The following is a 24,902-nucleotide window of genomic DNA, read 5'->3' on the forward strand; positions in this document are numbered from 1 at the left end:
TACTAGGGTATTATTAGCACAAAATAGAGTAGGCGCATGAATTTATTCATGCACCTACTCTATTTTGATACTTTTTCCCCTGATATTGAATGATTAAATTTTTGAAAGAGATTGTGATATTTCCAAAATAAAAAGATTGCACGAACAAAAATATCTAAAGCAATCGCAAGCCAGACACCCGCTATCCCCATATCTAACTTTATTCCTAACACATAAATACCAATGATGCGAACAACCCACATTCCTACAGCCGTACTATACATCGGGGTTTTGGTATCGCCAGCCCCTTGCAAAGCCCCCGTCAGAATTAGACCTACAGCTAATGCAGGTTGCGCAAAAGCGTCAATTCGTAGCGCAATTGTCACCATTTTAATGGCACTAGCTTCTGTAGTAAACCAGCTAGCTAACCAAGGAGCAAGAATAAACATAAAAACCCCAATCACGCTCATAAATAAGACCCCAATGCCGGTCGTTAATAAGCCATATACATAGGCCTCTTGATACTTTTTAGATCCGATACATTGACCAACAAGGGTTGTAGCAGCAATGGCTAAACCGTAGCCGGGCATATATGAAAAGGTTTCAATATTCCCAGCAATGGTATGAGCAGCATATGTTTCTGTACCAATGTGTACAATTAAACTGAAATACAAAACTTGACCGACTCTCATGAATAAGCGCTCCGCCGCTGCGGGTGTTGAAAGTTTTAAAATAGAAGTCATCATAGATTCACCTTGATTTTGTCGAGACCAGGAAAAAGAAACACTTGAATGTTGTACATAATAAAATAACAAACCAGTTCCAATAATTCGTACAATAACTGTAGCCCAGGCGGCGCCAGCTACTCCCCAACCAGCAAAGCTACCGATTCCGAAGATTAATAAAAAATCAAGCCCTACATGCAGGATATTGATCCACAGGCTAACCTTCATAGGTGTTTTCGTATCTCCACTAGCCCGTAATATGCTACCGAATATAAACATTAAAGCAATAAATATAGAAGGAACCCCGACAATACGTAAATATGTGACTCCTTCTTTCATTACATTAGGTTCGGCTCCCATTATGGACAATAATAGTTCGGCGAAAAAAAATGTTAAACTACCAAATAGTATTCCAGTTATACATGAAATAATTGTCGACTGTTTAGCTACTCTTTTAGCTCCAGCAATGTTTCCTGCTCCTATATTTTGAGCAATTAAAGAAGATGTGCCAATACCTATGGCCATGAAAATTGCGATATATACAGCAATGATTGCGTTAGCTATTCCTACAGCCGTCACTTCCGTTAATCCTAATTGAGCAACAAATAAGGTATCTACGAATCCAACAACGGTCTGAAGTATATTTTCAATCATAGCGGGTACAGCCAAAGCTAAAACAACCATAACTTTCTGTTTCAGGGACTGTTCTTTAACAAGGTTCTCTAAAGCCATTTTTCCACAACCTTTAGCAAATATAGTGGTCTAAAGTTTTTTTTATGTCCTTTATAACTTCTTTTTCGTATCCTTCATGTACAGCATTGATTATACAACCTTCTATGAAATCTGAAAAAATGATTTCTGCCGTGTTGTCCAACGCTTTTCTAACGGCAACAATTTGCAGTAAGATATCGGGATGGTCACGCTCATTTTGAGTCATTACTTAAAGTATTTTTTACGTGGCCTTCAATGCGGGTTAGGCGATTTACAACTTGTTATCGGTGTTTATATTCATGCTGATGTTCACTCATTTTTATCCCTCCTATTGATAGAATATATTCTCCACAGGGGAGATATTCTATCAACTTTTCCTGGCATAAGTAAACTTTACAAAATACATGTCCAGTATTATGAATGAAGTAGAAGCGACTTTCTGATAGTAGCATAGGGAAAAATAGGCTTTCCTTTAGATAAACCCACTTTTTATGCGATAAGGATAAGTGTGCTTTCATTATACACGGAATGTTTAACTTATTCTAAAAATTGTATTTACTTTAGGATTTTTAGGTGGTAAGATACTTTCAAGCACTCTTTATACTATAGGAGGGTACTGTATATTAGGGGGGATGAGAAAGATGTCGAAGGGTAAAAAGTTATTATTCTTAGGTGTGTATGGCATGGAAGTAGTGGAGTGTGGAGGGGCGTTAGCAAAGAATGTATTGAATGGTGGAGAATCCTATGCATCCATCATGTTATGTAGTGAAACGAGTCAATCCCAAGTTTTCAAGGCAGCCGCTGAACTTGATGTCGATGTTACCTTTTTAAATTTCGAATTCGGAATGGTAGATTTGAGCTATCAAGCGAAAGTGAAGTTAATTCGCCGTATTCGCGAAGTTAAACCTGATATTATCATTACCCAAGATCCAGAGCATTCTTATCATGATCTAGATCCGGATCGTCGTCCAGCAATGATATTAATACTTGAGTCAATAGCACTTGCATCGCGTGATTTTGCATTAAATGAAATGGAGGGTCTGGAACCCCACTCAATTCCGACCATTTATTATATGACACCTCATCATCCGAATACGGTTGTCGACATTTCACAAGTCTGGGATAAGAAAGAAAAAGCGATGGAGCAATTGGAAAGTCAATTGGCATTTAGTGGGGCTCATTTCGACCAAATGCTTGATAGTAAAACAGCTGAAATTTTGTCTCCGGGATATAGGGATTTAACGAGTCATGCAGATAAAGGGAGAGCTATTCATAAAGCGTTGGATAAAGCTGTTCACTTGTACCATGGATTTCCGTCACATGGGAATTTTGCATTAGCTGAAGCATATCGACGCGAAGGAAATTTTCACTTGCAACAATTGACTGAATAAAAAGGAAGAGAGGTGCTTGATTTGAAGAGGAATTTGTTAAGCTTCTTGACGGTAACAATACTGTTAGCTCTTACAATTATGCCTGTACAAGCCGCCCCAAGTGTTGAAAAGCTTAGTGTAGGGATTACGAAAGATGAAAATTCATTAAATCCTTATACTTATATAACAGGATATCCGGGATTGGATCTAGTTAGCTTACTGTATGATAATTTATTTCAGTTGGATGAAAATAATGAACCGATTCCTTGGCTCGTTAAAGACTTTTCAATAAGTGATGATGGCATGAAATATGAATTCACACTGCATGAAAATGTGAAGTGGCATGACGGAAAGCCACTTACCGCAAACGATATCAAATTTACAATGGAGTACTTTATTAAATATCCAAAATCACGTTTTACAAATCCTTTAAAATCGATTGAATCAATTGAGGTAGATGGAGATTCTAAGTTATCATTGATGCTTTCGCAAGCAGAACCAAACTTCATGATACAACCTTTGGCGGATCTACCTATTTTACCAGAACATATTTGGTCATCTATTACAGCTCCAGACGATGAAACTAACAATATAGGAAGTGGTCCATACAAATTTGTAGAACACAAGTCAGGGCAATATTACAAATTTGGGGCGAATGAAGACTATTTTAAAGGTGAACCACATATTCAAGAAATTATTTTCCCTATAATTGAAGACACCACGGCTATGTTTACGGCGCTGCAAACAGGAGATATTGATGTTGTCTCTGCCAGTATATCACCAGAACTCGTGGAACAATTTGAATCGAATAAGAAAATACAAGTTGCAAGAGGCCCAGGTTATGGGACTACATTATTCCAAATTAATTCAGAAAAGTATCCAATGTCAGAATCGGCATTTCGCGGTGCAATCGACAATGCAATTGATAAGCAATACTTGGTGGATACTGTACTTCTCGGTTTTGCAGAAGTAGGTAGTCCAGGCTTTATCCATCCGTCATCACAAGCATATAATACTGATTTGAAAGCTTCTTTCGATCAGATAGAAGCGAAAAAGCTGCTAGCGGATGCAGGTTTTAAAGATACGAATGGTGACGGGTTCATAGAAGGTCAAAATGGCGAGAAAATTGACTTGACGCTACTCGTTTATGCGGGGAATCCTATTAGGATTCGTACAGCGGAGATTATCTCGGAAGGACTAAATGCTATTGGAATTAAAAATACTGTAAAAGCAATGGATTCAACAACCGTAGACTCGTTAATGTGGCCTGATTTTGATGTAAGTAAAGGCAGAGATTACGATATAGGTATATGGGGTTGGTCTAATACAATGCAGTTATTTCCAGATCGTATGATTGATCTTTTTCATTCAGATCCTACTATCGGATCTACAAATATTGGAGGCTATAAGAGTGAAAAATTCGATGAGTTAAGTCAGAAGCTGATTGATACATTGGATGAAGCAGAACGTGGGAAAGTCATAAAGGAGATGCAAGCATTTATTGCAAAAGATTCACCGATTATCACTTTGTATTATCAGGAACTTGTAAATGCCTTTAATCCAGAAGTTTTCGATCAATATGTGTTTCAAGTAGGAAAAGGGATCATCAATAAACTGTCCTTTGTATCTGGAGATTGGAGTGGAAAAGTAGCTACGAATTCTATAAAGCCCGACGATAACAAAACGGACATGAAAACAGATGTAGCAGTTAAAACTGGGTCCGACGGTAATAACAACTTTATTTATATTTTTGGGATATTGATTGTAGCATTAATCGTAGTATACATGTTTATGAGAAATAAAAAGAAAGAAACAAAGAAAGATGAATTTGATATATGAGTTTCGTTTGTATTCCTGCACAAATTGTGCATGAATACGATTGAATTTTTTTGGGGGGTGAAAAGATGGTGAAGTTTTTTGCGAATAAACTTTTGCAATATTTTATCGTCATTGTACTGATGCTGACCCTGAATTTTTTACTGCCACGATTAATGCCAGGGAATCCTTTAATGTATTTGGCAGGAGAAGACGTTGGATTTATGTCCACGGCTGAAAAGGAAGCAATCTTAGATAAACATGGTTTGAATGATTCAATTGGAATTCAATATATTACTTATCTTAAGAATACAGTTACGGGTGATTTTGGCTATTCTTATCAACAAAAACGTTTAATCTCCGACTTATTGAAAGAACGATTACCGTGGACATTACTACTGACCGGTCTTGGATTGGTTATTTCAACAGTTATCGGGGTCATATTTGGTACAATTTCCGCATGGAGACGAGGGTCATCTACTGACGCTAAACTCTTGACGTTGTTCATGTTTTTAAGTGCGATGCCTTCTTTTTGGGTAGGAATGATTTTGGTTTCGATTTTTTCTGCACAATTAGGCTGGTTTCCGGTTTTCGGTGCTGAATCTCCAGGGGCAAACTTTTTGGGTGTAGAACGTTGGATTGATATTATCCATCACTTAGTATTACCTTTGGCGACATTAGTCATTATTTCCGTGACGAGTACATTCATGACAATGAGGTACTCCATGTTGACTGTTTTAGGTGAGGATTATATTATGATGGCCAAAGCGAAAGGCGTCCAAGATAAAGTAATTAAATACAAGCATGCAATGCGAAATGCATTGCTTCCGGTCTCCACAGTTTTCATGTTGAGTCTCGGATTCACACTTGGAGGAGCTACTGTCATCGAAACCGTTTTTGCTTATCCGGGAGTCGGAAGATTAATGTTCGAGTCTGTCTTAAGTAGGGATTATCCATTAATCCAAGCAACATTTCTAATTATTACATTCAGTGTGGTATTTGCGAATCTATTGGCGGATCTACTCTATCCGCTCATTGATCCAAAGGTGGGGAAATAGCATGGGAAATAATAGATGGTCATATTATTGGAAAGTTTTATCTTCTAGTAAATTAGGTATTCTTGGACTCTTTTTGCTTGGGTTCTTTCTTGTAATTGCTGTTTTCGCACCATTTTTGGCTCCCTTTGACCCAATGGATCGAGTAGGTGTTCCATTTACCAAACCGAACGGCAAGTTTTTACTTGGTACAAATGATATAGGGCAAGATATATTAAGTGAGATCTTGTATGGATCTCGTGTTTCATTGCTGATTGGCATAATTGCTGCACTAATTTCCATCTCATTAGGTGTAATTATTGGGGTAGTTTCCGGATATTATGGTGGAAAGGTAGATTCTTTCCTAATGCGGGTGGTTGATCTGGTACTAGTTATCCCATTTTTACCGTTAATGATTTTATTGGCAGCGTTTGTTGGACCAAGCTTTTGGAATATTATTCTTGTCATTAGTTTAATTTCCTGGGCGTCTCCAGCACGAGTCATACGTTCACAGGTGTTAAATTTAAAAACTAAGGGTTATGTAGAAGCGGCAAAATCAATTGGAACTAAGATGTCAACGATTATGTACAAACATATTACGCCTGGTATCATTCCGATTGCATTATCTCAATTTGTTATGGCTGCAAGTAATGCTATTTTAATTGAGGCCTCACTAAGCTTTCTTGGCCTAGGCGATCCATTTACAAAAAGTTGGGGAACCATCCTTTATTATGCACAAGCTCGGGGTGCGTTTCTAACTGATGCATGGCTTTGGTGGATTCTACCACCGGGGTTACTTATTACGATGCTAATCATTGGATTTGCATTTACAGGTTATTCATTGGAAGAGATATTAAATCCACGTTTGAGAAAGGGGCGTTAATTGATGAACAGAACTGTCCTTTCCGTTGAGAATCTTTCCACTTATTATAAAACTGATAAAGGAATTTCAAGAGCTGTTGAAAATGTTTCATTCACAGTGGACAAAGGTGAGATTTTAGGTCTTATTGGAGAGTCAGGCTGCGGGAAGTCAACGGTCGCACAATCTATTTTACGATTGATTGAGTACCCTGGAAAAGTGGTTTCAGGAAAAGTGTTTTTAAATAAAAAAAACTTGCTGCATGCAACTGAATCTGAATTAAACAATATTCGTTGGAAAGAGATATCGGTGATTCCTCAAAGCGCAATGAATGCACTTAATCCTGTTTACTCTATTGGTAATCAAGTAATGGAAGCCATTCTATTACATGAGCGAGTTCCAAGAAAAGACGCTTTGGCACGAACGAAGATATTACTTGAATTGGTCGGAATTGATAAGGAACGTTGGAAGTCGTATCCACATGAATTCAGTGGAGGAATGAAACAACGAGTAGCTATTGCAATGGCACTCGCATGCAATCCCCAAATGATCATTTCTGACGAATCAACTACGGGTTTAGATGTTCTGACCCAGTCACAAGTCATTGCACTGATAAAAGATTTACAGTTGAAAATGGATTTGGCTGTTATGTTAATTTCACATGATCTTCCGATGGTAATATCTATTTCAGATAAAATTGCCATTATGTACGCGGGGAAAATAGTCGAATGGGCGGCAACCGAAGATATTATGAATGCTCCTAGACATCCGTATTCAAAAGCATTAATGAATGCAACTCCAGATCTAGCCAATCCAGAAAAAAGAGTAGTATCGATACCAGGTACAGTTCCGAATTTAGTGAACATTGAGCCATGTTGTAGATTCCATACTCGTTGTCCTTATGCATTTGATCGTTGTCGCGTGGAAGAGCCGCAATTTAAAGAAGTAAAGACCGGTCACTTTACTGCTTGTTTTCTAGAGGAGGATTATGACAATGCCCTTGCTACTTGAAGTGAAAGAACTGGAAAAAGTTTTTATTAAAAAAACAGGGTCAATGTTTAAACGAAAGAAAACAGATGTATATGCTGTCAATAATATATCTTTTTCAATCAGAAAAGGAGAAATACTTGGTATTATTGGGGAAAGTGGTTGCGGTAAAACAACAACAATTCGAATGATTATGCGACTTATGAAAGAGTCGAACGGGGACATTATCTTCAATGGAAAGAACTTATGTGCTTCATCTGATTCGGAAATAACAAAGATTCGAAAAGATATGCAAATGATTTTTCAAGATCCCTATGACACATTAAATCCAGGTATGCGAATTGTTGATATCTTGATGGAACCACTGAATGTGCATGAATCGAGTTTATCAAGAGAAGGGAAGTATAAAAAAGTAAAAGAAATAACAGAAGCAATTGAATTGATACCTGCTGAAGATTACTTACAGCGATATCCACATCAATTAAGTGGTGGGCAACGTCAAAGAATTGCCATCGCGAGGTCTGTCATCTTAAGGCCCTCCTTCATTGCGGCAGACGAACCTACTTCTATGTTAGACGTTTCTGTTCGAGCCGGAATTCTCAATTTACTTTTGGATTTACGTGATAAATTTGGACTGACGATGTTGTTAATCACACATGATTTATCTACAGCCAGTTATATGTGTAATCGAATTGCTGTTATGTATCAGGGGAGTATTGTTGAAATTGGATCAACTCAGCAAATTATAAATTCTCCAAAACATCCATACACGAAAGCACTAGTTTCGGTTGTGAAAGATTTAAATCATTTCATTAAAAATCGCGAGAAAATGATTCTGGATGGTGAAGTAGATTCTACGAAGAGAGCATCTGGATGTATATTCGTATCTAGGTGTCCGAACCAGGAGCATATATGTCATTCAAAATTGCCAATCATGGAGACGTTATCAGAAAATCACTCCGTCGCCTGCCATTTTCACCAAAGTTTCCATGAAAATCTTTCACAAGAAATGGAGCATCTTTCAACATGACCTCTTCGAATTCGGTTCAAATTGCAGTTAATGGAGGAATTTCTTTTGGCTCAAAATTGACCACTCAACAATTACTAATGTTAAGCACGTATCTTTCTATAGACACGGAAATTGAATTAACAACTTTCCAACAATTGTATATCTGGGTTCCTAAAGAACGAGTAAATGAAATAATTAAGAAATTCGAGCAAGAAGGATTGTACTGTTATCCTGTAGGGAATTATGTTAAGAGTTTGCGAACCTGTAATTTTTGCAAGGGTTATGAGGAAGAAGGCATGCCTGTTGCAATCGAATTGAATCGTCGAATTGCAGGAATACCTGTACCATTTACACTTAAGCCAGCATATACAGGGTGCCCAATTGGTTGCGGAGAACCAATGGTTGCAGACCTTGGTGTAATGAAAATGCAGAATAGCTATAACCTCTATGTCGGTGGTAAATCAAAGGGCCTTGATGCTTCGGTTGGGGTGCTTGTATATGAGAAGTTAACCCCGGAAGAACTATTTGAACATGCAGAGAAAATGATACATTATTATGCTCAGAATGGAAGGCGTCGGGAGGCCTTTTCGAAATTTATTCAACGAATTGGTTTACAAGATTTTCTGGACAATGCAATTGTATTTGAAAAAAATGATGCTAATTAGAATGTTGGAAGAAGGAGTGAGTAAGAATGGAAATTGTAGAAGTGGAGTCTATTAGGAGCGAAGAGTCATCCTGCGAAAAAAATGAACGTAGAAGTCACCATTCTCTAAAAGTGAAGTCTAATTTAACCAGCCGATTGAACCGGATTGAGGGCCAAATAAGAGGAATTAAGGGTTTAATTGAGCGTGATATATATTGTGATGACGTAATAACCCAAATTTCAGCTGCCCAGGCTGCCCTGAATAGCGTAGCGACAATACTGCTGGAGGGGCATCTAAAAACCTGTGTACTGGAACGTCTCCAAGCTGGAGATGAAGAAGTGTTAGATGAAGTATTAGTTACATTCCAAAAACTTATGAGAAAATGAGGAATCAATTATTCCCAACCCTAAATACTACTTTATCTTTATATGTGGAAATTTACATCCCAACTAGCGGATTTACTTCGGTTTAACTTCTTTTCAATATGTGAAAGGGATTTTCACACTGACATATACTCTACGAATAAAATGCGTTTCTTTGATACAATGTGTAAAGCTCAATTGGGACTATTACACAGTGCATTAAAGACACTTGATCAAACAAAAGTATTTAAAAAATCGAACTTTAAGCCAGAAAAAGAAACATTCCTTGCAGAATTCTCTGCTGCTGTATTTAGCGTAATTTTCGACAAATGAATCTTCTAACTTCAAGCAATGGGTGCACATCCTATTTATAAGGATGTGCACCCATTTTATGTTCCAGTATAATTTGGTGAAATTACCTAATAAGAATATGTGGTTTCTTGATTGGTTGTTAGATTACGTGACAATCAGTGTTGATTTCATATCGGCATGTCCCGCACCGCATGGAATATTACAGTAGATTGTATATTCACCCGGCTCTGTAGGTGTTAAAGTTGCCTCTCCATCGCCTTTTATGTCCACATCAAGGCCATCGATGGCAATCCCGTGCATTCCTTCTTCGTTTTTATATGTTATTTTAACCTTCTCGCCAGCCTTGACAGTATATTCTGCATGATCAAATTCAAAGTTTTTCCCTGTAATATTTACTTCGGTACTAGCAGTTGCATCTTCCGAAGAGCCGGTATTATCTTCCTTCCCCGTTCCGCCACAAGCAGCGAGTACAAGCAAAACACTTAATAAAACTGATGCCAATAACCATTTTTTCAAAATGACTACCTCCTATTTGTTTGGGGATTTATATCCCTGTATCCCTCTTATACATAATGATAGCTATCAAATATCCATTATCTATGGAGAAAGTAAGACAAAGTTATGACGATTATTAGTAGGCCGAAGTTGGCGGTCTGTTATTGTGTTCACTGTTCGTTCATAAAAAGATGCTAATATAGATGTAAATGATTTAGGAGGCCGATGAATGAACAAGCAAATTAAAGTTCTCGTCATTGAAGATGATCCTTACATTTGTGATTTGATTATTTTATACGCTGAAAAAAGTGGCTATATAGTTAGCATTGCAAACAATGGAATGGCAGGATTAGAGATGTTTTTTAATAGTCCCCCTGATCTTGTTATTCTGGATATTATGATGCCTGAAATGGACGGTTGGGAAGTTTGTAAGGAAATTAGGAGATATGATAAAACGCCCATTATTATGTTGACAGGGAAAGGCGAAAGCTACGACAAACTAAAAGGTTTCAACCTAGGAACAGATGATTACCTGGTGAAGCCTTTTGATCCGAACGAATTAATGGCACGGATAAAAGCGGTACAGCGGCGAGCCAATCCGACGTTAGGTACAAATGAGATTATTGAACTTCCCTTGTTGGAGATTGATCTTCAACAATACAAGGTAATCTATGATAAAAAGGAGATTGTGTTGCCACCTAAAGAAATGGAGTTGCTGCATTTTCTTGTCATACATCCGAATCAAGTATTCACACGTCAGCAGCTGTTGGAACAAATATGGGGTTTAGATTTTGAGGGGGATCCTAGAACGGTCGATGTGCATATCAAAAGGATTCGAGACAAATTGGGAGATCCCAACTCTTATTGGAGGGTGAAAACCATAAGAGGAGTTGGATATAAATTTGAGGTGGACAACCAGTGATTAGAATAAAAAGTATTTTTTTGAAGCTGTTTATCACATATATCGTCATATTAATTGTGTCGCATTTCGTTTTTGCTGTCGCTTCATATTTGTTATTTCAGAACAACCTAACTGATATGCACCTAAATTCCGAAAGTTTTAACCAAATGAAATACTTGTTTATATCATCCTCTATTATTTCGATAACCATTACAGGCTTATTTACCTACTACATTACTAAAAGAATTACTGCTCCACTTCGGGAAATGAATCGGGTTGCCCTTCTAATCGCTAGGGGACAATTTAATCAAAGAGTCAACATCGGGACGCGTGACGAGCTTGGGGAATTGGGCGAGACGTTTAATTATATGGCACAGGAGTTGGGCAGCTTAGACCAGATGAGAAAGGACTTTGTTGCCAATGTTTCCCACGACTTACGCTCCCCCCTTACCTCGATTCATGGATTTGCTAGGGCGTTTTTGGATGATACAATCCCCAATGATCGAAAGCATCATTATTTTACCATCATGAAAGAACAAACTGAGCGAATGATTAAGCTGGTCAATGATCTTCTCGATATGGCTCAAATTGAATCGGGGCAGTTAGAAATTCGCCCTGTACTCTTTAATTTGTCAGAGTTGGTTCGCCAAGTCATGGCTCGTATGGAAACTGAATTTGTAAATAAAAAACTGAATGTGGAATTGATTTCTGAGGAAGTACAAGACATCCACGTATATGCTGATCCGGATCGGATTGATCAAGTAATCGTTAATTTGATACAGAATGCAGTGCAAATTTCCTCAAATGGTAGTTCCGTAGAAGTTATTTTGAAAAAAGGACAACAAGCGGTGGTTTCTATTCGGGATTATGGGACGGGAATCAGTCAAGAGGATATTCAATCCATTTGGGAAAGATTTTATAAAACAGATAGGCCCCGTACTAAAAAGGTGGGTACAGGCATTGGACTGTCTATTGTTAAGCACTTATTAGTCCTTCATCAAACCGACATTCAAGTGGAAAGCGAAGTAGGAATAGGAACTACTTTTACCTTTACGCTCCCGATTGCTAAGAACAAATCGTAAAGACATGAAAAAGGGAAACGCTATGTTCATCTTCCGTTCATATTACATTGCTATACTGATTTTACCTACTTAGAGATTTTGAAAAAAAGGGAGGATCTCTCAATGGGAAAATTAAAATCAGGACGCAATACAGATAAGAACAAGTCAGGAAGCGGATCGACCAGCAACACACCAAGCTGGGTGAAAATGTTTGGAATCATCGCAATCGTCGTGGTCCTGCTCGTTGTCATCATAATGCTCATTAGCGGTGGTGATCACGGTCCAGGTCGCCATTTTAAGTCTGATGATACTGGCAGTCAAATGACACCTATAGAAAATGAGATGCAGCAATTATGATGATGACACCTCGCCTCCGCAAGTTCGCTCTCACCGTACATGTCACTTCCTCAGTCGGCTGGATCGGCGCGGTCGTTGGCTTTCTAGTACTCGTTGTCGCCGCTTTGACTACCCAAGATGCTAAGACCGTGCATGCAGCTTGGATCGCGATGGAGTTGATTGGCTGGTTCGCCATCGTCCCTTTGGCCTTTGTTTCGCTGCTAACCGGACTTGTCATGTCACTAGGTACTAAGTGGGGTTTGTTTCGGCACTATTGGGTCCTTTTTAAACTCCTGTTAACTATCATTTCTACCGTCGTCTTGTTGCTGAACATGCAGACAGTGAGTTTCCTAGCAGACGTAGCGGCAGAAACGGGAAGTACCGAACTCCTCGGGATGAGGGGGGAACTCCTTCACGCCGGAGTCGGTCTGCTGGTGTTGCTTGTGATAACGATACTGTCGGTATACAAACCGCGAGGGATGACCTGGTATGGATTGCGTAAGCAACAACAACAGCGTAAGATTTCGCGACTGTAGATGCAGCGATGGCGTTCAGTTCAGTATCCGTGGTGTTGAATGCGCTGCGTCTTCAGAAGGTAAATGTAAGGCATTAATAAAGAAAAGAGCCTATGCTGACTTTTTAAAAGTTAGCATAGGCTCTTTCTAATTTAACTTTCTCGAAAAGTAGGCGTCCAACTTTGCAAAAAGGCTCTGGAAGCGATTGGTGGTTCCGTGAACGGTTCTGCTGTATTAAAAATAAGGGTTAGCAAAACCGGTAATAATACCTATCTTTCACAGGTTATTCAGTTGGTAATCGAGGCAGAAAATACAAAGTCAAAAGCGCAAGGTTATGCAGATATTACAGCGAAATGGCTGTTTTATGTTGCAGTAGTGTCTGGAAATATTATACTGGCTTATTGGGCAACAACAGGTGATTTTGAGTTTGCGTTGGAACGTATGGTTACCGTTTTGATTATCGCATGCCCTCATGCTTTAGGATTAGCTGGACCGTTAGAACTTCAAGATCTACTTCCATCGCAGCGAAAAAAGGATGACTAATTCGTAATCGGGTGACTTTTAAGAGTTCCCATAAACTGGACCGAATCGTCTTTGATAAAACGGCAAAACTAACGGTAGGAAACTTTGGAGTAACAGATGTTTATCCAGTTGAAAATGTAGAGGTGGTGATTGAATGATTGCACTAGCGGATACCATCAGAGAATCATCTTATGAATGGAGGATATGAATAATGGGAAATAAAAAATTCACAATATTTCTAATTAACTTTAATTGCAGCTCTTGTTTTATCGGCTTGTGCTGGAAATAATGAAAATAAAACAGCCCCCAATAATAACGCCGATACGAAGAATGAAGCAAATAAAAATATGGATATGAGTAAAGAAGGCTCAAATTCCATGGAAGGAATGGATCATTCCAAGATGGATATGGAAGGAATGGATCAATCCAAGATGGATAAAGACACGATGGAGGGGCATATGAGCCACGACAAGGTGGTGAGTTTAAATAACTCAACAGGGGAAAATGAATTGAAAATGCCTCCCGTGCTTAAAAGCGATAATAAAAAAGAAGTTGTATATACTGTTCGAGCCCAAAAAGGAGAGACTGAAATATTCGATGGTACTAAAACGAAAACGTATGGTTACAACGGGGCATTTTTAGGACCGGTGCTTCGTTTTAGTAAAGGTGATACGGTGAAAATTAGATTGATAAATGAGCTGGATGAGGTGACAACTTTTCATTGGCACGGGCTGGAAGTACCGGGGAAAGCAGATGGTGGACCACATACTGTTCTAAAACCGGAAGAAGAAGAGTTGATCGAATTTAAAGTTTCACAAGAGGCATCAACATTATGGTTTCATCCCCATCCAAAAGGAAACACCGCTGAACAGGTATACAATGGACTTGCAGGATTGATTTATATCGAAGATGACAATTCAAAGAGTCTCGGATTACCAAATGAATATGGGAAGAATGATATTCCCTTGATTTTCCAAGATAAAACATTTGATGATGAGAAACAATTGAATTACAGTGCGGCAATGAATGAAGACGGAACAATCGGTGATACGTTATTGATCAATGGGACGTTGAATCCGAAACTGACTGTAAAGAAAGAAAAGGTTCGTCTTCGTCTATTAAATGGGTCCAATGCGAGGAATTACACATTTAAATTGAATACAGGGGATTCCTTTGTGCAAGTTGCAACGGATGGAGGTTTCTTGAATAAACCAGTGACACTGAAAGAACTTTCACTGACCCCATCTGAACGGGCGGAAATAATTGTTGATTTTTCACAGCTTAATACAGAAAAAGGCTTGGCGTTAATAAATGAGAATGAATCGATCCTTTTACCATTTGAGGTTTCTGATCAAAGCGGAGAGGACAGCACCCTTCCAGGAGAGATGAATAATTTTTCAATAACAGAAGAAGAGATGAACTTGCCGGTTACAAAGAAGGCGGAGTTTTTTGGAATGATGGACAAAGTAACGATAAACGGAAAGAAATTTGATGCGGAAAGAATTGATTTCACACAAAAGCAAGGGGTCACTGAAGTTTGGGAAATTTACAATAAACCGGACGCTATGGGAGGAATGATTCACCCAGTCCACATTCACGGAACTCAATTTAAAATAATCTCAAGAAATGGGGAAGAGCCACCGGAAAATGAGCGGGGTTGGAAGGACAGTATCTCCGTAAAACCGGATGAGAGAGTAAAAATTGCTATACAATTTAAGCATAAGGGCGTGTATATGATCCATTGCCATATTCTTGAACATGAAGACAACGGCATGATGGCTCAGATAAAGGTGGAATAAACTTCAATCCAAAAATATGTGATGGTCCAATATAACACTAAATATGCAAAAAATAAATATTAAAATAGCCAGTGTGTTAGTTCGCACTGGCTATTTTAATATTTGCTAAAACGAATACTGATCACTTAATTAATAACTTAAGAAAGGAGACGGGAAGCTGTGTTAGACTCAACCAAAGAAATTAAGAAAATCACTCACGGAACCCCATCTAAAATTGCACTTGACATTCCTTTTATCGAAAATCGAATAAAATTCATGTAACAATAAGTATTGACTTCATATCGGCATGTCCAGCACCACAGGGAAGATTACAATAAATTGTATATTCACCTGGTTCGGTAGGTGTGAAAGTTGTCTCTCCATCGCCTTTAATGTCAACATCAAGACCAGCGATAGTAATCCCGTGCATTCCTTCTTCGTTTGCAAATATTACTTTAATCTCTTCTCCAGCCTTGACAGTGTATTCTTCCTGATTAAATTCAAAGTTTACTGCTGTAATATTTATTTCATTACTAGCGGTTGATCCTTCCGTAGAGCCGGTATTATCTACCTGCCCCGTTTCGTCACTTGTATCTTTTCCGCCACAAGCAGCAAGAACAAACAAAACACTTAATAAAACTGTTGCCAATAACCATCTTTTCAAAATGAATACCTCCTATTTGTTTGGGGATTTATTTCCTTGTATCCCTCTTATACATAATGATATCTATCATATATCCATTTTCCATGGAGAAGATAAGACAAAATTATGAACGATTATTATTGGGCAGTAAATCTTACCTTCATTCAATATTGCATCAGATGAAACAAAGTGCCCTTTATACCCCAAGTATTTAAGGGCTTAATCTGCCTTTTAGCGTTCCCATAAAATATGCAAAATCTATGCATTTATTATGACGATTTTCATACACACCCTTAATCTGCATACTTTTTTCATATTCTTTTGTTACACTACAAAAGAAATAATCAAGAGAAGAGGGGAAATAAGTAATGGGAATAAAAATTAAGATTACCGCGTTGGCGATTAGTATATTGGTTATCAGCGGTTGTAGTAATGCTAATTCACAACCAGATGAGGAAATGGATCATTCCATGATGAATGATGAAGAGATGGATCATTCAATGATGGATATGGATGACGACATGATGGAAAATGAGCATATGAGTCATGATGAGGTTGTAAGTTTAAACGACTCAACAGGGGAAAATGAATTAAAAATCCCTTCCATGCTTGAACGTGATAATAAGGAAGAAGTCGCATACACTGTTAGAGCACAAAAAGGGAAAACTGAAATATTTGATGGTATTGAAACAAATACGTATGGCTACAATGGGACGTTTTTAGGACCGATGCTTCGTTTGGATAAAGGTGATACAGTTAAAATTAGAACGATAAATGAGCTCGATGAGAATACAACATTTCATTGGCATGGACTGGAAGTAGCGGCAGATGTAGATGGTGGGCCGCATGATGTGATTAAACCGGGAGAAGAAAAGATCATTGAATTTAAAGTGGAACAAGAAGCGGCAACACTATGGTTCCATCCCCATCCAGAAGGGAAAACCGCTGAACAGGTATATAACGGTCTTGCAGGATTGATTTATATCGAAGATGATAATTCGACAAGTCTTGGATTACCAAATGATTATGGGAAGAATGATATTCCGTTGATTTTTCAAGATAAAACATTTGATGATAAGAAACAATTGAATTACAGCACCGCAATGAATGATGACGGAACAATCGGGGATACGTTATTAATCAATGGAACACTCAATCCCAAGTTGACTGTAAACAAAGAGAAAGTACGTCTCCGTTTATTAAATGGATCGAATGCGAGGAATTTCACATTTAAATTGAATACAGAGGATTCCTTTGTTCAAATCGCAACGGATGGTGGTTTCTTGAATGAACCGGTTACTTTAAATGAAGTAACACTTACGCCTTCAGAAAGAGCGGAAATTATTGTTGACTTTTCACAGCTTAATACAGTAAATGGCTTGGCGCTAGTAAATGAGGATGGATCTATCCTTTTACCATTTGAGGTTTCTGATCAAGGCGAAGTGATTAGTGGAATTCCGGAAAAGTTGAATGATTTTGCATTGACGGAAGAAGAGAAGAATTTGCCAGTCACAAAGAAAGTGGAACTGTTTGGGATGATGGATCAGGTAACGATAAATGGAAAGAAATTTGATCCGGAAAGAATTGACTTCACACAACAGCAAGGGGTCACGGAAGTATGGGAAATTTACAATAAACCGGACGAGATGGGCGGAATGAACCATCCGTTCCACATTCACGGAACGCAATTTAAAATAATCTCAAGAGACGGGAAAGAGCCACCGGAAAATGAACGAGGTTGGAAAGACAGTATATCCATACAGCCGGATGAGAGAGTGAAAATCGCAATACAGTTTAAGCATAAGGGCGTGTATATGTTCCATTGTCATATTCTTGAACATGAGGACAATGGCATGATGGGACAGGTAAAGGTGGAATAAACTCAATCCAATAATGTGTGGAAGTCCGTAAAATTAACGCCAAAGCATGTAGAAAAAGGACGTAATTCATTATTAAAACAGCCAGTGTGTATTAGCTCACACTGGCTGTTTTTAAATTTGCATTAATAATAAAATAAAAAGGTCAGTGTTTTCATTGTTCTTTAATAAAGGTGAGTTACATAATGTTTCCAACACTCAATAAAGACAATAAGAAAGATAAGAAGGAAAAGGCTCTACTACTAATTTTACTATATATAGCAACTATTCTATTTGTTATTTGGTTGCTCATAGTCTTATTTCTAACATTCTTTTTTTCGCGTGAAGAAATTAAAGAAAATTCTTTGCTGGATAAACTGTATTTTATATCCGATTTCAAAATGGATACGTTGAAGGGCTCGTCAGGTATACCTAATCCGTTTGGTAAAATAAACGATTCTTCAGACGGAACATTCAATGGAATAGATAAGCCGAAAATTCGTTTGGATCAACCAGATAGAGATGAATTCAAACCTGCTATGAAAGACCTTTTAAAAGATAGAAGCTTTGACAGGGAGAGTTTCGATGCGATTTTTGAAAACATGAAATCACCCAAAATAATCCCGAAAGATTCATTGCACTCTACTTTTGGCAAGGATGTCATTTATATTTATCACTCCCATAGTAGGGAATCTTTTTTACCGTATTTTAAAGAAACTGATAAACCGGAGGATGCTTACCACTCGAAAGCGAATATTACGTTAGTAGGTGAAATGCTTGGAAAAGCTTTGGAAAAAAGAGGAGTAGGGACGAAAGTGGATTCAACTGATATTGTACAAGAATTAAGTTTGAGAGGGTTAGACTTTAATAGTTCTTACAAGGTATCGGGGGAACGAGTACGGTCTGCACGTGCAGAAAACAAAGACTTGGAAGTTTTCTTGGATATACATCGCGATTCATTGCGTAAAGATTCTACCACTAAAGAAATGAATGGAGAAAATTTTGCACGTCTGTTATTTGTTGTTGGTACTGGGCATGAAAATTATGCAAGCAATCTTTCGTTTACAGAAGGCTTGGATAAACTTCTTGCTACTCAGTATCCGGGGTTGTCAAAAGGAATACTTAAAAAAGATAGCAGTCAAGGGAACGGAGTTTATAATCAAGATGTATCTCCAAGCTCAGTTATTGTAGAAATTGGTGGTGTCGATAATACGTTAGAAGAACTTAATCGGACTACAGAAGCATTAGCTAGTGTACTTAGTGACTATTACTGGCACAGAGAAAAGTAATCATTTTTTTGGGAGTCCAACACATAAAGAAAAATAAGGACTTTTTAAGGAGTTTCTTATTTTTAGTTTTAAAACGACTTTTAAGGGGAAAATACCACTGATTGCAAATATGACAGGAGGTAAGTAAATGAATAAGAAATACGAAGAATGCCTAAAAGCATGTTTAGAATGTCTAGAGGCATGTAACACCTGTTTCGACGCATGTTTAAAAGAGGAAGATTTGAAAATGATGGCCGATTGTATCCGTTTGGACCGTGAATGTGCAGATATATGTGCCTTTACAGCGCAAGCTATAACGCGAAATAGTCCATTTATAAACGAAATTTTAGCCCTCTGTGCAGAAATTTGCGAACGTTGCGCAGAAGAGTGTGCTAAACATGATCACGGTCATTGCCAACGCTGTGCTGAATCTTGCCGAAGGTGTGCAGAGGCATGCCGACAAATGGTAGCTTAATCGATATGCAGAAAATGTAACCAGCGATGGAGCTATTTCAAGAAGTTGAAAATATTTCTAGGAATAGCTTTTTTCTATTTATGGATTAGCCAGGATGTATTGCAGGTTTACATCTTGATAATGAACAGACTAATTCATGAGTAGTAAAAAACGGATTTGATATGTTAATCAATACTATTGATTGGTTTTATATGAATACCTGGCAGACCAATTTTATTAATAAAGTTTAAAAAATCAGAGGAGTGTAAATCAAATGAAAAAGCAATTACTTTTTTTAGGCGCTGCAATAATTATTGGTCTAAGTGGATGTGGAAATAATACGAGCAACGAGAAAAGTCCAAATAACACTAATGAAACCAAAAAGGAAGACATGAAGATGGAGATGAACCATTCTGGCTCAGGTGAAGTCCCTGAAAATTTGAAAGAGGCGAAAAATCCAACCTATAAAGTCGGAAGCGAAGCAATTATTAAATCGGATCATATGGAAGGGATGAACGGTGCTGTGGCAACAATCGTGGGTGCTTATGATACTACAGCTTACGCTATATCGTATACCCCGGTAACTGGCGGAGAAAGAGTCACAAATCATAAATGGGTTATCCAAGAAGAGATTAAAGATGCTGGTGACAAAACTTTAGAAAAAGGAACTGAAGTTACCATAGAGGCAGACCATATGGAAGGGATGAAAGGGGCAAAAGCGGAAATTGATTCAGCCGAAAAAACTACTGTATATATGGTTGACTACACTCCTACTACTGGCGGGGAAAAAGTTATGAATCATGAATGGGTAACGGAAAGTGAACTTTCTGCTAAATAAAGATTGAACAAAGATGCATTAAAAAATCGAGAAATCTTTTTCAAATACCTGCTCACATAAGAAGTATACCCTTTTGGTGATGTCAAATCTGTAAAAGGGTAAATTAAAATGGACCTTCCATTATCAGTAACACATTAACTTCAGAAATACTAAATTTGAATTACCAAGCCAAATAATGTCAAAATAGAACACGAATTAGCATCCCTCTTAGGTGGTGCTATTTTTTTGGGGAAGCTATTTATTGACCATGGACTTAGGTACAGGGTTTATACTGCGTATGAGGTGAAACAAATGGAGTTTCATATAGGAGAACTAGCCGAGAAATGTAATGTTAATAAAGAAACCATTCGATATTATGAACGATTAGGATTAATTCCGAAGCCTTCTCGTACAGAGTCAGGATATCGAATATACACAAAACAAACCGTTGACCGGTTAAATTTCATCAAGCGCATCCAGGAATTAGGTTTTACTTTAAATGAAATTGATAAGCTTTTAGGTGTGGTAGATCGTGATGAAGCAAAGTGCCGTGATATGTATGATTTCACAGTTTATAAGATAGAGGACATTCAACGGAAAATTCAAGATCTCAAAAGAATCGAACAAATGCTTATCGACCTAAAAGAAAGATGTCCCGAAAACAAAGATATTTATGAATGCCCCATTATTGAAACTTTACTAGAAATTTAAGGACGGAGGAATAGTATTGAAAAGATATCGGATTAACGTTCAAGGAATGACTTGTACAGGTTGTGAACATCACGTTTCAGTTGCCTTGGAAAATATAGGTGCGAAGTGTATTGAAGTTGATTTTCGTACTGGAGAAGCTGTATTTGAGCTTCAAAATGACGTAGAGGTTGAAACCGCGAAAAATGCGATTGCAGAAGCAAAATATCAACCAGGTGAAGTTGAAGATGTACAATCGCAAGTAAAAGTTGATTTAAGTTGCGAAGATGATTATGACTACATCATCATTGGTTCTGGTGCAGCGGCCTTTTCATCTGCCATTGAAGCTGTGGGTTATGGCGCAAAAGTTGCTATGATCGAACGTGGAACGGTTGGGGGAACATGCGTTAATATCGGATGCGTTCCTTCAAAGACCTTGTTAAGAGTAGGGGAAATCAATCATTTAGCAAAAAATAATCCATTTACAGGATTACACACTACAGCACAAGATGTTGATTTAGCCTCATTAGTAAAACAAAAAGATGATTTAGTAAGTACACTTCGAAATGAAAAATATGTGAATTTAATTGACGATTACGGTTTTGAACTAATAAATGGTGAAGCGAGATTTGTTAATGGGAATACAGTTGAAGTGAATGGCAACCAAATAACTGCAAAACGAATTTTAATAGCTACAGGTGCTTCTCCATCTGTTCCAAATATTTCTGGATTGAATGAAGTAGATTATTTAACAAGCACTACTTTACTTGAATTAAAGAGGGTTCCAAAGCGTCTTACGGTGCTTGGTTCTGGATATATCGGATTGGAATTAGGACAACTATTTCATAATTTAGGCGCAGAAGTAACTTTGATACAAAGAAGCAAGCGTCTATTAAAAGAATCCGATCCTGAAATTTCAGAAGCTATTACTCAGGCATTAACAGAATAGGGAATTAATTTAGTTACAGGAGCAACCTATGAACGCGTAGAACAAGATGGAGACATTAAAAAAGTTCATGTAGAGATAAATGGTGAGAAGCGAATCATTGAAGCAGAACAATTGCTTGTAGCAACAGGAAGAAAACCAAATACAGAATCTCTGAACTTACATGCAGCAGGTGTTGGCGTTGGGCCTCGTGGTGAAATCGTCATTGATGAATATTCAAAAACGACCAATTCCCAAATTTACGCAGCCGGAGATGTAACTCTTGGTCCACAATTTGTTTATGTAGCTGCATATCAAGGTGGACTTGCTGCGCGTAATGCAATCGGAGGACTAAATCAAATGGTAAACTTAGAAGTTGTTCCAGGCGTTGCGTTTATTACTCCATCGATTGCAACGGTTGGTTTAACTGAACGGCAAGCAATAGAAAAAGGTCTTGAGGTTAAAACGTCTGTCTTGCCGTTAGATGCCGTACCAAGAGCCCTCGTTAATCGGGAAACAACAGGTGTTTTTAAATTAGTAGCAGATGCAAAAACATTAAAAGTGTTAGGGGTTCATATAGTAGCAGAAAACGCAGGAGAGGTTATCTATGCGGCAACATTAGCTGTAAAATTCGGATTGACAATAGAAGATCTACGAGTAACTCTTGCTCCCTATTTAGCAATGGCAGAAGGATTGAAATTAGCAGCCCTTACATTTGATAAAGATGTATCCAAATTATCTTGTTGTGCAGGATAGCAATATTAATTCAAATAAAGCAGATATTCCTTAAAGTAAGGAAATCGGCTTTTTAAATCGAAACTATTTTAGTGTGGTAAATACGTGATATTGTTGGTAATATCCTATAAAGTATTGACCTCCTCTTTCATCGGCCGTTTATAAGATGACGGAGATTTCACTGTGATGCATATTGTTTAAGTTGCCGTTTTAATTCAAATAACTTGTTCTTAATAAAAGGATTTGTTTTCTCTGGTAATTGATCTAATTTAAAAAACCGAGCTTCTATCGATTGATTCTCATCAGGCGTTATTACTCCTTGATAGTTATGGGAAATAAACTTCAAATGTACGTTTAAAAACCAGTATGATTCACCCAAACTTCCTCTTAAGCTAAAGGGGGGCGTTTTTGTAGTAATCATAATTATTTAAGACGCTTAACTTAACTAGAAATCCACGATAAAGTTAGGTGGTCATTTCGGATAAATTTGCTATCAGCCCAGGGTTTTGTTAAAGTAAAAGTATATTCTTCATCTTATTAAGTCACTGTTCTACTAGTGAAAGCCGTTATACTTTTTGTCTTTTTTAGAAAGTGACTCGGCGCAAATGTTTAGCCTTTGTACTCCTTATTTAAGAGAGAAGTCAGGCAGACGTATTACACTTCAGAAAATTGCTTTGGCATATCAAAAGAGATACTTACGCATTTTGCGTGATATATATTAAAACCGATTTTTCCTATTCAGGAGATGTCGGTTTTTTTGCTTTCAAAAAGATATTGAAGGGAGATGGAAGAGAATCTATTGAAATAGAACAAATCGGGTTATTTTAAAACGCATGTACTTAGCAATCGCTAGGTGTAAATGCGTTTTTTTATTTATTCAAAATAAAAAACTAGAAAGGGTTGTTAGGTATGTCAATTAATCTCGATAATATGACGGCTGTTCAAAACAAGCGGCAAGACGGTATTCTCGGTCATCTCATGTGGTTCTCGGTTGGCAAGCAATTAGTCAAAATGGATGATTTAAAGAAAGCACTTGTTCAATCAGGATTACCTGTTGAATGGATGCCGAATGCGATTCGTCCAGCCGATGCTTTCCGAAGAAGTACTAAAGAGATTGAGACTAGAAAATCTACTGGACATGTTGGGATATTCGAGAACTTCCTTATACGTGAAGTGTTCTCGGACAAGAGCCACGTCCAAAGAAACATTGTAGTGGAAACAGTAAATCAGGCAGGTAAACGTCTTGATTACAACAGTGAAGCGGGAGTAATCACGCTAGATAAGCAGAATAGTTCTCTAACGTTTATAACGGAGAACGAAATTGCAAAAGGGCTGTGCTATGAAGCGGAACGCAATTTTAATATTTATAGGAACCATTACTCAGCCCAGCAAATAAGAGTAATGGTCAATAAAATCTTACAGTCTTTAGCACCCACACCTGTACGCCCAAACGGGGGGATTTACTTTGTCCCAGATTCACATACGGAAGGGCTGAATCAGCTTGTAAGCTTCACGTCCTCTCTTGAGAATAGTGAAGGGTTCAAGATACCTGTTGTTAATACATTCGATAACCGACAAATGGTGAACACGAAGCTAAATGACCATTTAGAATCCATTTTAAATGATTGTAAATCGAGTTCAAGGCTGAAAAAGGGGCAAGTGAAAGAGATTATCGAAAACGCTAAGTCTGTAATTGCGAACTATCAAAATTACAAAGGCATTGTCGCGAGTGAAGCAGGAACACTAGAAAATAAAATTATGACGATTCGTGCTGCAGTTTCGAAAATGGTTGCGGATCTCTAAAAATAGCGGAATAGAGAGATTAAAATGACTGAGTTTTATCAAACAATAATGGGGAGAAAGTTCTATGAAAGGGATGTTGTCGATTGTGTGCAATATGTTAAAAAGATTGCACAAGAGCTCGAACGTTCAAATGAATTAAAAGAACAAGAATTGCAGATGAAAATGAGGGAGTTATCGATAAAAGAACAAGAATTGTTTATTCTTTCAGCGAAATATTGAAAATAATTCTTATGAAAGGAAGTACGGTTGCAACAGAAACCGGCTTCCTTTTTCTATTTAAACTAAAAAATAAAGGGGTT

General features: G+C 37.8%; 27 protein-coding genes and 1 pseudogene. 24 read left to right on the forward strand and 4 right to left on the reverse strand.

Annotated features, from left to right (window positions below; genetic code table 11):
- Nucleotides 1-59: 59 nt before the first annotated feature.
- Both MKZ11_RS14320 and MKZ11_RS14325 read right to left on the reverse strand, forming a co-directional pair.
- Complete coding sequence (locus MKZ11_RS14320) at nucleotides 60-1,436, reverse strand: MATE family efflux transporter (protein WP_340795075.1); 1,377 nt, start codon at nucleotides 1,434-1,436, stop codon at nucleotides 60-62.
- A gap of 13 nt (nucleotides 1,437-1,449) precedes the next feature.
- A complete protein-coding gene (locus MKZ11_RS14325) occupies nucleotides 1,450-1,641 on the reverse strand; it encodes a metal-sensing transcriptional repressor (protein WP_340795076.1) in 192 nt (63 codons plus the stop codon).
- A 415-nt stretch (nucleotides 1,642-2,056) separates the two neighbouring features.
- Between MKZ11_RS14325 and MKZ11_RS14330 the strand changes: the two genes are divergently transcribed.
- The 9 genes from MKZ11_RS14330 to MKZ11_RS14370 all read left to right on the forward strand — a co-directional run bounded on the left by MKZ11_RS14330 (nucleotide 2,057) and on the right by MKZ11_RS14370 (nucleotide 9,828).
- Entirely contained in the window at nucleotides 2,057-2,806 is a 750-nt protein-coding gene (locus tag MKZ11_RS14330; RefSeq protein ID WP_340795077.1) for a PIG-L deacetylase family protein, read from the forward strand.
- Nucleotides 2,807-2,851: 45 nt separating this feature from the next.
- Complete coding sequence (locus MKZ11_RS14335; protein ID WP_340795078.1) at nucleotides 2,852-4,624, forward strand: ABC transporter substrate-binding protein; 1,773 nt, start codon at nucleotides 2,852-2,854, stop codon at nucleotides 4,622-4,624.
- 65 nt (nucleotides 4,625-4,689) lie between these two features.
- Nucleotides 4,690-5,658 (forward strand): ABC transporter permease, encoded by a 969-nt coding sequence (locus tag MKZ11_RS14340; RefSeq protein WP_340795079.1) that lies wholly within the window; start codon nucleotides 4,690-4,692, stop codon nucleotides 5,656-5,658.
- Between the two features lies 1 nt (nucleotide 5,659).
- Nucleotides 5,660-6,517, forward strand: a complete 858-nt coding sequence (locus MKZ11_RS14345) for an ABC transporter permease (RefSeq protein ID WP_340795080.1) — start codon at nucleotides 5,660-5,662, stop codon at nucleotides 6,515-6,517.
- A 3-nt stretch (nucleotides 6,518-6,520) separates the two neighbouring features.
- Nucleotides 6,521-7,504 (forward strand): ABC transporter ATP-binding protein, encoded by a 984-nt coding sequence (locus tag MKZ11_RS14350; RefSeq protein ID WP_340795081.1) that lies wholly within the window; start codon nucleotides 6,521-6,523, stop codon nucleotides 7,502-7,504.
- Nucleotides 7,488-8,510 carry an ABC transporter ATP-binding protein gene (locus MKZ11_RS14355; RefSeq protein ID WP_340795082.1) on the forward strand — a complete coding sequence of 341 codons (1,023 nt, stop codon included), beginning with the start codon at nucleotides 7,488-7,490 and terminating at the stop codon, nucleotides 8,508-8,510. The genes MKZ11_RS14350 and MKZ11_RS14355 overlap by 17 nt, the downstream gene beginning before the upstream one ends.
- Nucleotides 8,507-9,154 carry a nitrite reductase gene (locus MKZ11_RS14360; protein WP_340795083.1) on the forward strand — a complete coding sequence of 216 codons (648 nt, stop codon included), beginning with the start codon at nucleotides 8,507-8,509 and terminating at the stop codon, nucleotides 9,152-9,154. The genes MKZ11_RS14355 and MKZ11_RS14360 overlap by 4 nt, the downstream gene beginning before the upstream one ends.
- A gap of 26 nt (nucleotides 9,155-9,180) precedes the next feature.
- Entirely contained in the window at nucleotides 9,181-9,519 is a 339-nt protein-coding gene (locus tag MKZ11_RS14365) for a metal-sensitive transcriptional regulator (RefSeq protein ID WP_340795084.1), read from the forward strand.
- Nucleotides 9,520-9,693: 174 nt separating this feature from the next.
- Nucleotides 9,694-9,828 carry a hypothetical protein gene (locus MKZ11_RS14370; protein WP_340795085.1) on the forward strand — a complete coding sequence of 45 codons (135 nt, stop codon included), beginning with the start codon at nucleotides 9,694-9,696 and terminating at the stop codon, nucleotides 9,826-9,828.
- Between the two features lie 123 nt (nucleotides 9,829-9,951).
- Here the strand turns inward: MKZ11_RS14370 and MKZ11_RS14375 are convergent, their stop codons facing one another.
- A complete protein-coding gene (locus tag MKZ11_RS14375; protein WP_340795086.1) occupies nucleotides 9,952-10,323 on the reverse strand; it encodes a cupredoxin domain-containing protein in 372 nt (123 codons plus the stop codon).
- Nucleotides 10,324-10,531: 208 nt separating this feature from the next.
- On the opposite strand from MKZ11_RS14375, the gene MKZ11_RS14380 reads away from it, so the two are divergent.
- From MKZ11_RS14380 to MKZ11_RS14410, 7 genes are all read left to right on the forward strand, one after another.
- Complete coding sequence (locus MKZ11_RS14380) at nucleotides 10,532-11,224, forward strand: response regulator transcription factor (protein WP_340795087.1); 693 nt, start codon at nucleotides 10,532-10,534, stop codon at nucleotides 11,222-11,224.
- On the forward strand, nucleotides 11,221-12,285 hold the full coding sequence (locus MKZ11_RS14385; RefSeq protein WP_340795088.1) for a sensor histidine kinase: 1,065 nt from the start codon (nucleotides 11,221-11,223) through the stop codon (nucleotides 12,283-12,285). Before MKZ11_RS14380 ends, MKZ11_RS14385 begins: the two co-directional genes overlap by 4 nt.
- A gap of 102 nt (nucleotides 12,286-12,387) precedes the next feature.
- The gene (locus tag MKZ11_RS14390; protein ID WP_340795089.1) at nucleotides 12,388-12,621 is read left to right on the forward strand and encodes a hypothetical protein; all 234 of its coding nucleotides are present in this window, start codon (nucleotides 12,388-12,390) and stop codon (nucleotides 12,619-12,621) included.
- Nucleotides 12,622-12,803: 182 nt separating this feature from the next.
- Nucleotides 12,804-13,136 carry a hypothetical protein gene (locus MKZ11_RS14395; RefSeq protein WP_340795090.1) on the forward strand — a complete coding sequence of 111 codons (333 nt, stop codon included), beginning with the start codon at nucleotides 12,804-12,806 and terminating at the stop codon, nucleotides 13,134-13,136.
- A gap of 195 nt (nucleotides 13,137-13,331) precedes the next feature.
- Nucleotides 13,332-13,658: a P-type ATPase gene (locus tag MKZ11_RS14400; RefSeq protein ID WP_340795091.1), complete on the forward strand. Its 327-nt coding sequence runs from the start codon at nucleotides 13,332-13,334 to the stop codon at nucleotides 13,656-13,658.
- Between the two features lie 11 nt (nucleotides 13,659-13,669).
- Nucleotides 13,670-13,795 carry a hypothetical protein gene (locus MKZ11_RS14405; RefSeq protein WP_340795092.1) on the forward strand — a complete coding sequence of 42 codons (126 nt, stop codon included), beginning with the start codon at nucleotides 13,670-13,672 and terminating at the stop codon, nucleotides 13,793-13,795.
- A 219-nt stretch (nucleotides 13,796-14,014) separates the two neighbouring features.
- Nucleotides 14,015-15,436 carry a multicopper oxidase family protein gene (locus MKZ11_RS14410; protein ID WP_340795093.1) on the forward strand — a complete coding sequence of 474 codons (1,422 nt, stop codon included), beginning with the start codon at nucleotides 14,015-14,017 and terminating at the stop codon, nucleotides 15,434-15,436.
- Nucleotides 15,437-15,689: 253 nt separating this feature from the next.
- Here MKZ11_RS14410 and MKZ11_RS14415 read toward each other — a convergent pair whose 3' ends face one another.
- Entirely contained in the window at nucleotides 15,690-16,079 is a 390-nt protein-coding gene (locus tag MKZ11_RS14415) for a cupredoxin domain-containing protein (RefSeq protein WP_340795094.1), read from the reverse strand.
- Between the two features lie 347 nt (nucleotides 16,080-16,426).
- Between MKZ11_RS14415 and MKZ11_RS14420 the strand changes: the two genes are divergently transcribed.
- The 8 genes and pseudogenes from MKZ11_RS14420 to MKZ11_RS14455 all read left to right on the forward strand — a co-directional run bounded on the left by MKZ11_RS14420 (nucleotide 16,427) and on the right by MKZ11_RS14455 (nucleotide 24,822).
- On the forward strand, nucleotides 16,427-17,938 hold the full coding sequence (locus tag MKZ11_RS14420; protein WP_340795095.1) for a multicopper oxidase family protein: 1,512 nt from the start codon (nucleotides 16,427-16,429) through the stop codon (nucleotides 17,936-17,938).
- 182 nt (nucleotides 17,939-18,120) lie between these two features.
- Nucleotides 18,121-19,203, forward strand: coding sequence for a stage II sporulation protein P (locus MKZ11_RS14425; RefSeq protein ID WP_340795096.1), 1,083 nt, complete (start codon nucleotides 18,121-18,123; stop codon nucleotides 19,201-19,203).
- 127 nt (nucleotides 19,204-19,330) lie between these two features.
- Nucleotides 19,331-19,657 carry a four-helix bundle copper-binding protein gene (locus MKZ11_RS14430; RefSeq protein WP_340795097.1) on the forward strand — a complete coding sequence of 109 codons (327 nt, stop codon included), beginning with the start codon at nucleotides 19,331-19,333 and terminating at the stop codon, nucleotides 19,655-19,657.
- Between the two features lie 253 nt (nucleotides 19,658-19,910).
- Nucleotides 19,911-20,474 (forward strand): YdhK family protein, encoded by a 564-nt coding sequence (locus MKZ11_RS14435; RefSeq protein ID WP_340795098.1) that lies wholly within the window; start codon nucleotides 19,911-19,913, stop codon nucleotides 20,472-20,474.
- 291 nt (nucleotides 20,475-20,765) lie between these two features.
- Nucleotides 20,766-21,164, forward strand: coding sequence for a mercury resistance transcriptional regulator MerR1 (gene merR1 / locus MKZ11_RS14440; RefSeq protein WP_340795099.1), 399 nt, complete (start codon nucleotides 20,766-20,768; stop codon nucleotides 21,162-21,164).
- A gap of 16 nt (nucleotides 21,165-21,180) precedes the next feature.
- A pseudogene (gene merA, locus MKZ11_RS14445) lies at nucleotides 21,181-22,821 on the forward strand (mercury(II) reductase).
- Between the two features lie 888 nt (nucleotides 22,822-23,709).
- A complete protein-coding gene (locus tag MKZ11_RS14450) occupies nucleotides 23,710-24,603 on the forward strand; it encodes a DUF6744 family protein (protein ID WP_340795100.1) in 894 nt (297 codons plus the stop codon).
- A gap of 24 nt (nucleotides 24,604-24,627) precedes the next feature.
- Nucleotides 24,628-24,822, forward strand: a complete 195-nt coding sequence (locus tag MKZ11_RS14455) for a hypothetical protein (RefSeq protein ID WP_340795101.1) — start codon at nucleotides 24,628-24,630, stop codon at nucleotides 24,820-24,822.
- Nucleotides 24,823-24,902 lie beyond the last annotated feature (80 nt).

The organism is Sporosarcina sp. FSL K6-1508, from assembly GCF_038007465.1.
Lineage (GTDB): Bacteria > Bacillota > Bacilli > Bacillales_A > Planococcaceae > Sporosarcina > Sporosarcina psychrophila_B.

Coding starts and splice junctions, on each gene's coding strand:
- MKZ11_RS14320 (WP_340795075.1), bottom strand. CDS start 1,436: ATGGCTTTAGAGAACCTTGTTAAAGAACAGTCCCTGAAACAGAAAGTT.
- MKZ11_RS14325 (WP_340795076.1), bottom strand. CDS start 1,641: ATGACTCAAAATGAGCGTGACCATCCCGATATCTTACTGCAAATTGTT.
- MKZ11_RS14330 (WP_340795077.1), top strand. CDS start 2,057: ATGTCGAAGGGTAAAAAGTTATTATTCTTAGGTGTGTATGGCATGGAA.
- MKZ11_RS14340 (WP_340795079.1), top strand. CDS start 4,690: ATGGTGAAGTTTTTTGCGAATAAACTTTTGCAATATTTTATCGTCATT.
- MKZ11_RS14345 (WP_340795080.1), top strand. CDS start 5,660: ATGGGAAATAATAGATGGTCATATTATTGGAAAGTTTTATCTTCTAGT.
- MKZ11_RS14350 (WP_340795081.1), top strand. CDS start 6,521: ATGAACAGAACTGTCCTTTCCGTTGAGAATCTTTCCACTTATTATAAA.
- MKZ11_RS14355 (WP_340795082.1), top strand. CDS start 7,488: ATGCCCTTGCTACTTGAAGTGAAAGAACTGGAAAAAGTTTTTATTAAA.
- MKZ11_RS14360 (WP_340795083.1), top strand. CDS start 8,507: ATGACCTCTTCGAATTCGGTTCAAATTGCAGTTAATGGAGGAATTTCT.
- MKZ11_RS14365 (WP_340795084.1), top strand. CDS start 9,181: ATGGAAATTGTAGAAGTGGAGTCTATTAGGAGCGAAGAGTCATCCTGC.
- MKZ11_RS14380 (WP_340795087.1), top strand. CDS start 10,532: ATGAACAAGCAAATTAAAGTTCTCGTCATTGAAGATGATCCTTACATT.
- MKZ11_RS14390 (WP_340795089.1), top strand. CDS start 12,388: ATGGGAAAATTAAAATCAGGACGCAATACAGATAAGAACAAGTCAGGA.
- MKZ11_RS14410 (WP_340795093.1), top strand. CDS start 14,015: ATGGAAGGAATGGATCATTCCAAGATGGATATGGAAGGAATGGATCAA.
- MKZ11_RS14420 (WP_340795095.1), top strand. CDS start 16,427: ATGGGAATAAAAATTAAGATTACCGCGTTGGCGATTAGTATATTGGTT.
- MKZ11_RS14425 (WP_340795096.1), top strand. CDS start 18,121: ATGTTTCCAACACTCAATAAAGACAATAAGAAAGATAAGAAGGAAAAG.
- MKZ11_RS14430 (WP_340795097.1), top strand. CDS start 19,331: ATGAATAAGAAATACGAAGAATGCCTAAAAGCATGTTTAGAATGTCTA.
- MKZ11_RS14435 (WP_340795098.1), top strand. CDS start 19,911: ATGAAAAAGCAATTACTTTTTTTAGGCGCTGCAATAATTATTGGTCTA.
- merR1 (WP_340795099.1), top strand. CDS start 20,766: ATGGAGTTTCATATAGGAGAACTAGCCGAGAAATGTAATGTTAATAAA.
- MKZ11_RS14450 (WP_340795100.1), top strand. CDS start 23,710: ATGTCAATTAATCTCGATAATATGACGGCTGTTCAAAACAAGCGGCAA.
- MKZ11_RS14455 (WP_340795101.1), top strand. CDS start 24,628: ATGACTGAGTTTTATCAAACAATAATGGGGAGAAAGTTCTATGAAAGG.